Here is a 10,374-nt window from a genome sequence, read left to right on the forward strand (position 1 = left end):
ACAACAACCTCCAGCACAACCTAAACCCACTCAACCCCCCCAAAACCCACCCCTCCCCCACAACAAGAACAACCCAAGCAAACCCCACCTCCAGCCCAACCCAAACCCTCTCAACCTGCTGTGTCACAGTCCGGAGAAGACCTCTTACAGCGCAGAGTCCAAGCCAGTTGGCAACAGGTATTAGAGGCCATTAACCCCCCGTTCACCCGTTTCTTAGTCGAACGACATTGTACTCTGGTTGACTTTGATGTAGATGATGGAATTGCTTATATTGGTGTGCCTTCAAAAGGACTACTTTCACTCGCTGAGGGGAAAGTCAAGGATATTGAAGCGGCCTTTGAAAAAATTTGGCATCAGACAATTAAAGTCAAATTACAGGTTGACCCCGGAAAAAAAAAGTCTCCGAGTCCTAAACCCACTCCATCTTCCCCGAAAAATGGCTCTCGTCCTCCCCAGTCTCAACGAACCGAACCCCCACCCGTTGCCAAACAACCTGCTTCTCCCCCACCCCCCCCAAAACCCACTCCACCCCCTCAAACTGCAACCAATGGACATCACAAAGTTACAGAAAATAAAGCAACCCCTCCCGTTGAGGAGACTGTAACCCCTAAACCTGTCCCAGAAAACGGGGAAACTCTCTCAACAGAAGAACAGACAGAGGATGAGGTGCAACAGGTGGCCAAAAAATTTGCTGATTTTTTTGAAGGGGAAGTAATTGATTTAGATATATGATTTAGATACAAATTAAGGGACACAAATAACTTGCGTCCCTTACGATGCTTAGGCTACAGAGTTGGCGTAGATATATCCCTGATGTGGTTCCTCGCTACTTTTGTTCTAAGCGTTTTGCTGTTTGCGGCCTTTCACTAACAAGAGACCTAATGACCCTAACCCTAATAATGCAGTGGGTTCGGGAACATCTTGTTCTTCTTCAGGAATATCCATTGCTCCGGCTAAGGCAACCCCATCGTTACCGCATTCAAGAATAGTATGAGCCATAAACTCGGTAATACCACCGGGGAGGACTCCTTCTAACATGGATTTATCAAGGGAAATGCCGAAAACATCAGAGCCAACAGCGTTAAAATGACCAAAGTCTAAACCGTATTGACCATTTAAGGTGGCTTTGTCTAACATCGACACATCACCCACTTTCGTCCCCGATTTAATGGCGTTCATCAGGGTGGTGTTGTTTCGGGTGGGGTTTGCTGCTACTTCATCACTGTAGAAGTAATCATAGGTTTCTTGACGAGTGGCGAGGTCAGTCCCAAAGGTGTTGGTAACTTTATTAACGTTACCGCCATCACGACCCCAACCAAAATCATAGTAATGATCCAGACTACTGTAACTCTCACCCGCATGATCAATATCTGCAAATTGGTTGAGATCGCCTGCTGTTACGTCTTTATATAAGCCGGCCTCTAAGTTAGTATCATTGGGGGCAAATTTAACCGCTAAGAGACTGTCTGTGCCGTTGGCTGTGTCAAAATCTCCGCCTGAGAAATTTAAAAATAAATCCCCGTGGGTTAAGTTGGTGTCGCTGACTTCGTTATAGTTTAAGCCACCGCTTAACGCGAAGATAAAGTTATCTTCAGTTTCTGTGAACGCTAAACCTTTGTAGTTATATAAACTACCACCAGACCCATCATTAAAGCGGTCAATGCCGTAGTTCCAGTCGTTGTACAGTTCTCCAGCTTGGGCTGGGGTTGCGCCACTTAATGCACCCACGACTACTGCCACACCACTCAATAAGGCGGTTAAGTTAAACTTACTCATAATGGGATTACTCCTATTAATACAATATTTTGGGGGTTTACTGCTCCTATTTTTAATCTACCATTCATCTTGTTGTGTTACGTGAAGTCTCGGTAAAGTTTCCGGCGTTTTCTGTAAAGATTCGATAAAGATGGCTAAATAGATGAAACTTGTTCATTTTCGTTGCAATTTTCTGTGTACAAAGAATAAATAGCTCACCATTACGAACAATTAAGACTCCTGTACGCATTAATACGTACATTAAAAGCAACATCGTATAATTACGTAAGTAATATCAATCAAAATCTTTAATAGTTGACTGTTTTTCCAGAATATCTCCAGGGTGGGTCGGTGAAAAAGGGGCGCGACTGGGGGAAATTTTCCTGTCAGACATGGCACAAGCCCCAATTTTGTACAACAATAGAAAGTCCAAGTCGTTTGTTGCAACTGACCAAACCGCTATTTATGGCAACTTTAACCCCTTCTATTCCTCCCTCCTTTCCCCTCACTGCTGTAGTGGGGCAGGAAGCCATTAAACTGGCCTTACTGTTAACAGCAGTTGATCCACAATTGGGGGGAGTTGCGATCGCAGGCCGTCGTGGTACAGCTAAATCCGTCATGGCCCGCGCCCTCCACAGTCTTCTCCCCCCCATTGAAGTCCGTAAAGGGTCTTACTGTAACGAAGCCCCCACAGACCCGGATAATGAAGAAACGGAAATTATCCCGGCCCCGTTCATTCAAATTCCCCTGGGAGTCACCGAAGACCGACTCTTGGGGTCAGTGGATGTAGAAAAATCCGTCCAACAAGGCCACCCAGTCTTTCAACCCGGACTACTGGCCCAAGCCCATCGCGGTATTATTTATATTGATGAAATTAATCTCCTCGATGACCAAATTGCCAACCAACTCCTCACGGTTTTAACGGAAGGCAATAACCGTATTGAACGGGAAGGCATCAGCGTTGAACACCCCTGTCAACCCCTGCTTATCGCCACCTATAACCCCGAAGAAGGGTCATTGCGAGAACATCTTTTAGACCGCATTGCCATTACTCTCTCGGCAGATGGGGTGTTAGCCCTTGATCAACGGGTGACGGCAGTAGATCAAGCCTTAAACTATGCCAATTCCCCCACTGCCTTTATTGAACAGTACGATGAGGATATTGAGGGGTTAAAGACGGATATTCTCTTGGCACGGGAATATATTAAGGAAGTCCAACTCAGTTCTGAACAAGTTCAATATTTGGTGGAAGAAGCGATTCGAGGGGGAGTGCAAGGCCATCGGGCGGAATTGTTTGCGGTGCGAGTGGCGAAAGCGGCTGCCGCATTGGATGGCCGAGATGAGGTGAACCCGGATGATCTCCGTCGGGCGGTGGAATTGGTGATTGTTCCCCGGTCAACTGTGGTTAATACGCCTCCTGAAGAAGAACCTCCACCGCCCCCTCCCCCGCAACAACAACAAGATCAGGATGAGGATGAGGACCCGGACCAAGAACAGGAGGAGGATGATCCGGAGGAGGAGCAAAATGAAGAGCCTGAACAAGAGGAAAGCCCAGAAATTCCTGAAGAATTTGTGTTTGATTCTGAGGGGGTGATTCTTGACCCTAGTTTGTTGTATTTTGCTCAGATGGCGAACCGTCAGGGGAAATCTGGGGCCCGGAGTATGATTTTCTCCGAGGATCGGGGCCGTTATGTGAAGCCTATGTTACCCCGTGGGAAGGTGCGACGGATTGCGGTGGATGCGACGTTGCGATCGGCTGCCCCCTACCAAAAAGCTCGTCGTCAACGGCAGCCTCATCGTCGTGTGATTGTTGAACAGGGGGATTTACGGGCGAAACGTTTGGCTCGGAAGGCTGGGGCGTTGATTGTTTTTGTGGTGGATGCGTCGGGATCAATGGCGTTAAATCGGATGCAGTCGGCTAAGGGGGCGGTGATGCGTTTGTTGACGGAGGCGTATGAGAATCGGGATCAGGTGGCGTTGATTCCGTTTCGCGGGGAACAGGCGGAGGTGTTGTTACCGCCGACTCGTTCGATTTCGATGGCGAAGGGACGGTTGGAAAAAATGCCTTGTGGCGGTGGTTCGCCGTTGTCCCATGGGTTGTCTCAGGCGGTTCATGTGGGGATGAATGCTAAGATGTCGGGGGATGTTGGCCAGGTGGTGATTGTGGCGATTACGGATGGCCGGGGCAATATTCCTTTGGCGCGATCGCTGGGTGAAACCATTCCCGATGATGAGAAGCCGGATATTAAAAGCGAGTTACTCGACATCGCTGGCCGCATTCGGGCGACGGGGTTTAAGTTGTTGGTGATTGATACGGAGCGTAAGTTTGTGTCAACGGGCTTTGGTAAGGAGTTGGCGCAACAAGCGGGCGGTAATTATTACCAGTTGCCCAAGGCGACGGATCAGGCGATCGCTTCTGTGGCTCAAAGCGCGATCGCGGATTTATAAGCGGTTGTCGTTTCGCTACAACGCCCATTTAATCAGATATACCACTGATCCCCCCTTATGGAAATGAGGGGGGATTTTCAATAACCCACAACCACTAACCAAAAATCAACAACCAAGAACAAATAACAAAACATGAACTTTTTTAAACAGTTTTTATCAATTTTGTAAAGAAATTGCCGTTAACTGCCTAAAATAAGACATCTTTAACTGCAAGTCGTTTCATTTACACAAAGGAGGAAGCACTCTATGCCCGATGCAAGAGATATGGAAATGGTTACGCCTTACAACGACGACCCCTTTACGGGTCATCTCTCTACCCCCATTTCCGACTCGGGTTTAACTAAAGCCTTTATTGGTAATCTTCCCGCTTATCGGGAAGGCTTATCTCCCCTGCTGCGAGGATTAGAAGTGGGAATGGCTCACGGCTATTTCCTGATTGGCCCCTGGGTTTTACTTGGGCCTCTGCGGGATTCTGAATATGCTAACTTGGGTGGCTTAATTTCTGGAATTACTTTGATTCTTTTGGCAACAGCTTGTTTAGCTGCCTACGGCATCGCTACCTTCCAAGGAGAGTCGGGTGCTGACAGTGAAGATCCTCTGCAAACCTCTCAGGGGTGGAGTCAATATACTTCTGGTTTCTTTGTTGGTGCCATGGGAGCGGCCTTTGTTGCTTACTTCCTGTTAGAAAACTTTAATGTCGTGGATAGTATCCTTCGAGGGACTATTAACTAAGACTGTAAACTGCATTGTGTTGAAATAAGGAGATTGTAAATTATGACTGGTGAATACGCTGCTGCTTACTTGCCTTGGATTTTAATCCCTGTTGTTTGTTGGCTGATGCCTGCGGTGGTTATGGGATTATTGTTTCTGCACATCGAGAGTGATGCCTAGTTTCTAGGTTGACTCCCGTTGGGATGAATTTAAAAGCAGTCCGCTAACCTGCGCTGTGTGCGTAGGTGGGCGGGCTGCTTCGCGTATTGCTTAGAGGAGATGGGGAAGATGGGGAGGATGGGGAGGATGGGGAGGATCAACCTAGTATTTTTTGTTAAAATGTAAAAAAATGTAACAAATAATGCTTTTTTCTTTACAAGGGAACTGCATTATGTATTGACGATCCTAACTTAGGTTGATTAATTTATGCAGTTTTTAACCCAAACTAGCCAGCAGTCCCCCCAAGTCTTAGCCGCGAATTTTTTTCGGGAGTCGGCAGGAGAGTGGCTTTCTCAGCGACGTTACTACACTCTAGCGACGGGGGAGATTCAGGAGGTGGAAAGTTGGCTCACGGTGCGTTTTTTAGAGCAAGGGAGTCCAGAGTTGATTGATGTGGCAGAGCGTCACCAGTTTCAGGAGAAGGATGCTTTGCTTTGTGGGGCGCGGGTGACGTGGGAAAGTAATTATATGAACCAAAAGCGGAAACCTGTGCAGGGAGCGACGGTGTTTGGGGTGTTGGGGGAGAGGTTATACCGCGATCGCGGATTTGCCACCCGTCAACCCGTAACCGCCCAATATCGTTTTCTTGACCCGAAAACCATGCACCTCTACACCGAATACAAGGGATCGTCCTTTGAGGAGGAGTTGAAGCTCATCGGCCAGCATTACCGCACGCGCCAAACCATCATTGCTCGAGCCGGAGAAGAACAAATGATCGGTCAATATCTGGAAAAAAGACTCTGTTAAAAAATTTTACGCAAATGTTGCAGTTCCCCAGATTGCTGAAAGTTAAGCAATGTGGGGATTCTTATCTAAATATTACGGAAAGTAAAGAACTCTCAGATCAGGTGAGAGTGAATTGAACGTCAAAAACTTAATAATTTGTAACTTTAAAAACCCCCAATGGCAGTGTATAAAGATAACCGGAAGGGTTAAACAGTGAATGAGTGATTCACGTCACTCTGGTATGAGCCTAAACTGTGGATTCTCATAAAGAGCTTTTGTTTTCTCAGATTTCTCAGGCAGTAAGCATAATTACTCAAGAAATCTATACAAAACTTGAGAATCTCAATCAGGTAATCCAGTGAGAGTGAACACTATCTGTTATCCTACCCAAAGCAATAAGCAGCTAGAAAGCTGAACAGCAATTCTAGTCCATCATTCAAATACAGACATAAGATTAGGAGATTGACTCAATGTTTGACGCATTTACAAGAGTTGTTTCTCAAGCAGATTCTCGCGGTGAATTCTTGAGCAACGAACAATTAGATGCTCTGCAAGCCATGGTAGCAGATGGCAACAAGCGGATGGATACCGTGAACCGGATCACCAGCAATGCTTCCAAAATTGTCACCGATGCGGCTCGCGCTTTGTTTGCTGAACAGCCTCAATTGGTTCAACCCGGCGGAAACGCTTACACCAACCGTCGCATGGCTGCTTGCTTACGCGATATGGAAATCATCCTGCGCTATGTGACCTACGCCACCTTAGCCGGTGACGCTAGCGTCCTCGAAGATCGTTGCCTCAATGGTCTGCGTGAAACTTATCAAGCTCTGGGTGTTCCGGGAGCTTCCGTTGCTGCTGGCGTTCAAAAAATGAAAGATGCAGCAGTGGCGATCGCTAACGATCCCAACGGCATCACCCAAGGAGATTGCAGCCAAATCATGTCCGAAGTTGCTGGCTACTTCGACCGGGCTGCTGCTGCGGTTGCCTAATTCATTAAACCCTAGGGCAATCCAAGCGAATTGAGCTTGCTTAATCAAAACATAGACAATCGAAAGTTATTAGGAGATTTCTACAACAATGAAGACCCCAATCACTGAAGCTATCTCGGCTGCTGACGCTCAAGGGCGTTTCGTGAGCAACACCGAACTGCAATTTGTGAATGGTCGTTTAGACCGCGCTCAAGCCAGCATGGAAGCGGCTCGTGCTTTAACCAACAAGTCCAACGACCTGATCAACGGTGCGGCCAACGCGGTGTATCAGAAGTTCCCTTACACCACCCAAATGCAAGGGCCCAACTACGCTTACGACCAACGCGGTAAAGACAAATGCGCTCGTGACATCGGTCACTACCTCCGCATGGTGACTTACTGCTTAGTTTCTGGTGGAACTGGCCCCATGGATGAGTACCTCATCGCCGGGTTAGATGAAATCAACAGCACCTTTGAACTGTCTCCTAGCTGGTACGTTGAAGCTCTCAAGTACATCAAAGCTAACCACGGATTAGGCGGTCAAGCGGCTAACGAAGCTAACACCTACCTCGACTACGCAATCAACGCATTAAGCTAGTCCTTCATTATTAAATTGCCCGGAAGAATGAGCGAGTGTTGGCTGCACTGCTAGCAGTTGCCGATTTTTCCGGGCAATGTTTTTACCCATTTTTAGAAACGCGGATAAACAGAGAGGTGTTTTATGCCAGCAACCTTAACAGCTTCTAACTTGGCAGCCGCTCGTCAACTGGGTTTAGATCCCTTTGATGGGACAAAAGTTGAACTTCGTCCCAACTGGACAGAAGAAGACATCCAAGATGTCATCCGGGCTGCCTATCGCCAAATCTTTGGCAACGACTACATCATGCAGTCAGAGCGTTTAGTCTCGGCTGAGTCCTTACTCCGTCAAGGCAATATTTCCGTTCGGGATTTCGTGCGGGCCTTAGCAAAATCCGATTTATACAAAGAGAAGTTTGCCTTCTCCAATAATAATCAACGTTTTGTTGAGTTGAACTTTAAACACTTCTTGGGGCGGCCTCCTTACGACCAAGAAGAACTATCATATCACACAAACCTTTGTGAAGATCAAGGATTAGATGCAGATATTGACTCTTATTTTGAGAGCGAAGAATACGCTCGCAAATTTGGGGACAATATTGTGCCTTACTTCACCGGATTTTCCGTAGAAATGGGGTCTAGAACCGTCGGGTTTACCCGGATGTTCAACCTCTATCGCGGTTATGCCAATAACGATCGCGGTCAAGTCGGTGGAGAAAAAGCGCGTTTAAATCGGCAACTCGCCACCAACGTCGCATCGTCCATTGCTGCCCCCACTGGAGAAGGAGAAGCCTATCAAGTGCCTCAAAGCTCCTTTGGTGGTATTGGCAATCAAAGTGCGCGGATGTATCGGGTAGAAGTGACAGGCTTAATTGGCCGTCAAGTCCGTCCCGTGATTCCTCGGAGTAAAACGGCTTACCTCGTTCCCTACGATCAACTCTCCCAACGACTGCAACAAATCTTGCGGTCTGGCGGAAAAGTGTTGAGCGTTCGCCCCGCCTAAAAAAAAGCGCGATCGCAGGTGGAGTTCTAAGGCAATCAGAGAACTTCATCCGTAATCGCACCCTAGGGAAGTGTCATGTTTTGTGATGGTAGGTCATCAACCTCCTGCCATCATAGGACATGATAAACAATTTGTTGAGGTGAAAACGGGTTAAAGTGAAAACTTCACCCACCTAAACCAAATTTTCGTAAACTGTGAGATAAATTCAGTTAACGCAGAGGAGCGATCAGACAATGTACGGTCAAACAACCATTGGTGTCAGCGAATCCAGCAGCCGGATGTTCCGGATGGAAGTAGAAGGACTGCGCCAAAACCCACAAACCAATATGCGTAAATATCCCATTCGCCAGAGTGGGGCCACCGTCATCACCGTGCCGTATAACCGCATGAGTGATGAATATAAGCGGATTACCCGCTTAGGCGGAAAAATCGTCAAAATTGAACCCGTTGAAGAAAGCGACTCCACCGCCACCCCCAAGAAAGAAGTCTAAAACAGAGGACTAGGAGAGCCAGATGGAACTAACCGGGGCAGGATTAACCCTAGAGCAAGCCCTGATCAACTTGCGACAAACCCAAGACACCGGATTGCGGTACTATGCCGCCTGGTGGCTCGGCAAATTTCGTATGAGTACCCCGGAAGCCATCGATCTCTTACTCCTAGCCCTCGAAGACGAATTAGACCGCTCACCCGACGGGGGATATCCCCTCCGTCGTAATGCAGCCAGAGCATTAGGCAAATTAAATGAACCTCGTGTTGTACCAGCGTTGGTGCGCTGTCTAGACTCCACCGACTATTATGTTCGAGAAGCGGCGGCTCAGTCCTTAGAACAGTTGGGCGAGTCCAGTTGCGTTCCAGCCTTGGTACAATTACTCGCAGGCGGAGTAGAAGCCGCCGTACCCGTCCCCGGTAAACCCCATTTAGTGCAACCCTACGAAGCCATATTAGAAGCCTTGGGGCGATTGGGGACAAAAGCAGAAATTTCCCACATTGAGCCGTTTTTAGAACATCCTGTACAGAAAGTCCAGTTTGCGGCAGCGAGAGCCTTGTATCAATTAACCCAAGAGTCTCAGTATGGAGAACGTTTAGTGCAGGGGTTACAAGCCGAGAAATTGCCCTTACGCCGTTCTGCGTTAATTGATTTAGGCGCAGTCGGGTATTTGCCAGGGGCCCCGGCCATTGCCAAAACCCTAGCCGAAAATAGTTTAAAATTAATTTCCCTCAAAGGCATATTAGAAGACCATCTCCGCCAACAACAAGACCCCTTAACCCTCTCCTCAGATAGTATTCAAGTGATGCAGTTAATGGATGATTTACTGTGAATAGGGTTTAGAAGGCAGAGGGTTTTTTAAGGCAGAGGGCAGAAGGCAGAAGGCAGAAGGTTATGAATACTCCTCCACCTGCTACGCGAGGTGGCGGTGTCTTGATTAGAAGGGTTTATCCCTCCCGACAGGCGGTATTCTCGCGCCCGTTCTGGGAACTTTTGCCCAGAGACACCCCCAAGTCGTTTCCGCTATGGGGCTTTGAGTGAAACTTTGACCCGGACTCCGACGTGTATTAACCGACCGTGTATTAACCGACCGTGTATTAACCGACTCCACAGGATTTACAGGGTGCTTCTCCCTCTCTTGAGAGGTCGTGTCTGTGCATTTACTGCTCTGCACACCAACCCCTGAGTAAGATTTGCCAGGGTCTAGCCCAACCACAACAGGCTGGGTTTCAGTTCCTGATGGTTCTTCTAGCAACTGAAGGTAGTACACGCCCAAATCGCTCCACTTGCCAACTGCACGAGCTGACTCTACCCATTTACGGGTTCGACTGGGCTTAGTTGGCATCAGTGGTTGCCCGTCTTTGGAAACTACGGGAATTCGGTTCATAGGAGATAATCCCTCCGAATCAGGTTTACGTCTCTTACGCCACGGTTAACGCTGTGTCCTGGACTAACCCAGTTGGGCGAGATTCCACCCCCT

11 protein-coding genes and 1 pseudogene are annotated in these 10,374 nt (G+C 47.9%); 10 read left to right on the top strand and 2 right to left on the bottom strand.

The features are described 5' to 3' along the window. Positions 1–120 precede the first annotated feature (120 nt). Positions 121–732 (top strand): hypothetical protein, encoded by a 612-nt coding sequence (locus PN462_RS05535; RefSeq protein ID WP_272127021.1) that lies wholly within the window; start codon positions 121–123, stop codon positions 730–732. Positions 733–837: 105 nt separating this feature from the next. On the opposite strand, the gene PN462_RS05540 is transcribed toward PN462_RS05535, so the two are convergent. Further along, a complete protein-coding gene (locus tag PN462_RS05540; protein WP_272127022.1) occupies positions 838–1,776 on the bottom strand; it encodes an XDD3 family exosortase-dependent surface protein in 939 nt (312 codons plus the stop codon). A gap of 444 nt (positions 1,777–2,220) precedes the next feature. Between PN462_RS05540 and bchD the strand changes: the two genes are divergently transcribed. The 9 genes from bchD (at position 2,221) to PN462_RS05585 (ending at position 9,726) form a co-directional block, all read left to right on the top strand. Continuing rightward, on the top strand, positions 2,221–4,203 hold the full coding sequence (gene bchD / locus PN462_RS05545) for a magnesium chelatase ATPase subunit D (protein ID WP_272127023.1): 1,983 nt from the start codon (positions 2,221–2,223) through the stop codon (positions 4,201–4,203). Between the two features lie 246 nt (positions 4,204–4,449). Continuing rightward, positions 4,450–4,935, top strand: a complete 486-nt coding sequence (locus tag PN462_RS05550) for a photosystem I reaction center protein subunit XI (protein ID WP_272127024.1) — start codon at positions 4,450–4,452, stop codon at positions 4,933–4,935. A 42-nt stretch (positions 4,936–4,977) separates the two neighbouring features. Continuing rightward, entirely contained in the window at positions 4,978–5,094 is a 117-nt protein-coding gene (locus PN462_RS05555; protein WP_272127025.1) for a photosystem I reaction center subunit VIII, read from the top strand. Positions 5,095–5,340: 246 nt separating this feature from the next. Beyond that, positions 5,341–5,880, top strand: a complete 540-nt coding sequence (locus PN462_RS05560) for a phycobiliprotein lyase (protein ID WP_272127026.1) — start codon at positions 5,341–5,343, stop codon at positions 5,878–5,880. A 449-nt stretch (positions 5,881–6,329) separates the two neighbouring features. Then, positions 6,330–6,848 carry a phycocyanin subunit beta gene (locus tag PN462_RS05565; RefSeq protein WP_272127027.1) on the top strand — a complete coding sequence of 173 codons (519 nt, stop codon included), beginning with the start codon at positions 6,330–6,332 and terminating at the stop codon, positions 6,846–6,848. A gap of 88 nt (positions 6,849–6,936) precedes the next feature. After that, positions 6,937–7,425 carry a phycocyanin subunit alpha gene (gene cpcA, locus PN462_RS05570; protein WP_272127028.1) on the top strand — a complete coding sequence of 163 codons (489 nt, stop codon included), beginning with the start codon at positions 6,937–6,939 and terminating at the stop codon, positions 7,423–7,425. Between the two features lie 123 nt (positions 7,426–7,548). Next, positions 7,549–8,406, top strand: coding sequence for a phycobilisome linker polypeptide (locus tag PN462_RS05575; protein WP_272127029.1), 858 nt, complete (start codon positions 7,549–7,551; stop codon positions 8,404–8,406). Positions 8,407–8,639: 233 nt separating this feature from the next. After that, entirely contained in the window at positions 8,640–8,897 is a 258-nt protein-coding gene (locus PN462_RS05580) for a phycobilisome linker polypeptide (protein WP_272127030.1), read from the top strand. 22 nt (positions 8,898–8,919) lie between these two features. Next, entirely contained in the window at positions 8,920–9,726 is an 807-nt protein-coding gene (locus tag PN462_RS05585) for a HEAT repeat domain-containing protein (RefSeq protein ID WP_272127031.1), read from the top strand. Between the two features lie 321 nt (positions 9,727–10,047). Here the strand turns inward: PN462_RS05585 and PN462_RS23410 are convergent. Beyond that, positions 10,048–10,281: pseudogene (locus PN462_RS23410) on the bottom strand (RRXRR domain-containing protein); the annotation flags it as partial. Positions 10,282–10,374: the final 93 nt, after the last annotated feature.

Source organism: Spirulina sp. CS-785/01, from assembly GCF_028330525.1.
Taxonomy (GTDB): Bacteria; Cyanobacteriota; Cyanobacteriia; order Cyanobacteriales; family Spirulinaceae; genus JAQMSD01.

Excerpts from the sequence above, each read along its gene's own strand:
- PN462_RS05540 (WP_272127022.1), bottom strand. The coding sequence starts at position 1,776 with ATGAGTAAGTTTAACTTAACCGCCTTATTGAGTGGTGTGGCAGTAGTC.
- bchD (WP_272127023.1), top strand. The coding sequence starts at position 2,221 with ATGGCAACTTTAACCCCTTCTATTCCTCCCTCCTTTCCCCTCACTGCT.
- PN462_RS05550 (WP_272127024.1), top strand. The coding sequence starts at position 4,450 with ATGCCCGATGCAAGAGATATGGAAATGGTTACGCCTTACAACGACGAC.
- PN462_RS05555 (WP_272127025.1), top strand. The coding sequence starts at position 4,978 with ATGACTGGTGAATACGCTGCTGCTTACTTGCCTTGGATTTTAATCCCT.
- PN462_RS05560 (WP_272127026.1), top strand. The coding sequence starts at position 5,341 with ATGCAGTTTTTAACCCAAACTAGCCAGCAGTCCCCCCAAGTCTTAGCC.
- PN462_RS05565 (WP_272127027.1), top strand. The coding sequence starts at position 6,330 with ATGTTTGACGCATTTACAAGAGTTGTTTCTCAAGCAGATTCTCGCGGT.
- cpcA (WP_272127028.1), top strand. The coding sequence starts at position 6,937 with ATGAAGACCCCAATCACTGAAGCTATCTCGGCTGCTGACGCTCAAGGG.
- PN462_RS05575 (WP_272127029.1), top strand. The coding sequence starts at position 7,549 with ATGCCAGCAACCTTAACAGCTTCTAACTTGGCAGCCGCTCGTCAACTG.
- PN462_RS05580 (WP_272127030.1), top strand. The coding sequence starts at position 8,640 with ATGTACGGTCAAACAACCATTGGTGTCAGCGAATCCAGCAGCCGGATG.
- PN462_RS05585 (WP_272127031.1), top strand. The coding sequence starts at position 8,920 with ATGGAACTAACCGGGGCAGGATTAACCCTAGAGCAAGCCCTGATCAAC.